The sequence below is a fragment of the Agitococcus lubricus genome (assembly GCF_003051055.1).
Taxonomy (GTDB): domain Bacteria; phylum Pseudomonadota; class Gammaproteobacteria; order Pseudomonadales; family Moraxellaceae; genus Agitococcus; species Agitococcus lubricus.
Genome location: NZ_QAON01000063.1, coordinates 1 through 1199 on the forward strand (window position 1 = coordinate 1; position 1199 = coordinate 1199).

Sequence of the window (1199 nt, forward strand, 5' to 3'; positions counted from 1 at the left end):
GGTAATCATCCCCTTTTTAACCGAAGTTAAAAGTAGAGGTTTAGGCCACTAGAGCCAGCTTTTGCTTTGGCGGTCTCCCGCCATTCGCCTTGTTCGGTCGTTCATGATTATAAAACCACAGCCATTTTGTCGCCTGTTCCTGAACTTCGGCAATACTGCTAAACAGATATTGATTGAGCCAGTCGTAGCGAACCGTGCGATTGTAGCGTTCCACATACGCATTTTGTTGCGGATTGCCAGGCTGAATAAACTTCAGCTCTACGCCCTGTTTTTCAGCCCATGTCGCCAACACCGAACTGATGTATTCGGGGCCGTTATCACTGCGAATTTGTTTAGGCTTTCCACGCCACTCAATGATTTGGTTCAGCGTACGCACAACACGCTCTGAGGGCAATGAAAAGTCCACTTCAATAGCCAGCCCTTCACGATTAAAGTCGTCAATCACATTGAGTAACCGGAAACTACGCCCGTCCTCCAATTGGTCATGCATAAAATCCATAGACCAACATTCATTGATAGCATCTGGTACGGCCAAGGCATCCGGGGTATCACGCTTTAACCGTTTCTTCGGCTGGATGCGCAAGTTTAGCTCCAGTTCACAATAAATCCGACGCACGCGCTTATGATTCCAGTGAAAACGCTTCACGTTGCGTAAGAAGTAAAAACACATGCCAAAGCCCCAATTGCGCTGATTCGTGGTCAGCCGTATCAACCAATCAGCAATCTCGGCGTTCTCATCACTGAGCTTCGCCTGATAGCGATAGCAGGTTTCGCTAATGCCAAACAGGACACACGCGAGACGCACAGAGATGGCTTTTTCTTTCACCGCCTTTTGCGCCAACTCCCGCCGGCGCGACGGCTTTACCACTTTTTTTCAATGGCCTCTTTGAGTATTTCGGCTTTGAGCCGTTCTTCGGCATACATCTTTTTCAAGCGGGTATTTTCAGCTTCCAATTCCTTCAGCCGAGCCATCATGGAGGCATCCATGCCACCGAATCGTGACCGCCATTTGTAAAAAGTCGCTGAGCTAATGATGTGCTCACGGCACAATTCGGGCACAGGTGTCCCAGCTTCAGCTTGTTTGAGAATAGCCATGATCTGGCTGTCACTAAATTTTGATGTCTTCATGCAGAATCTCCTGCGTTTATCCTACGAGAAAATTCTACTTTTGAAAGCGGTTATTTTTAGGGATGATTACC

The 1199-nt window shown here is 47.8% G+C and carries 1 protein-coding gene; it reads right to left on the reverse strand.

Annotation, left to right across the window (positions count from 1 at the left end; all coding sequences use genetic code 11):
* Positions 1 to 40: 40 nt before the first annotated feature.
* A protein-coding gene (locus C8N29_RS16630; protein WP_107867178.1) for an IS3 family transposase occupies positions 41 to 1128 on the reverse strand; the annotation gives its coding sequence in 2 pieces (ribosomal slippage) (positions 41 to 867 and positions 867 to 1128; 1089 coding nt in all).
* Positions 1129 to 1199: the final 71 nt, after the last annotated feature.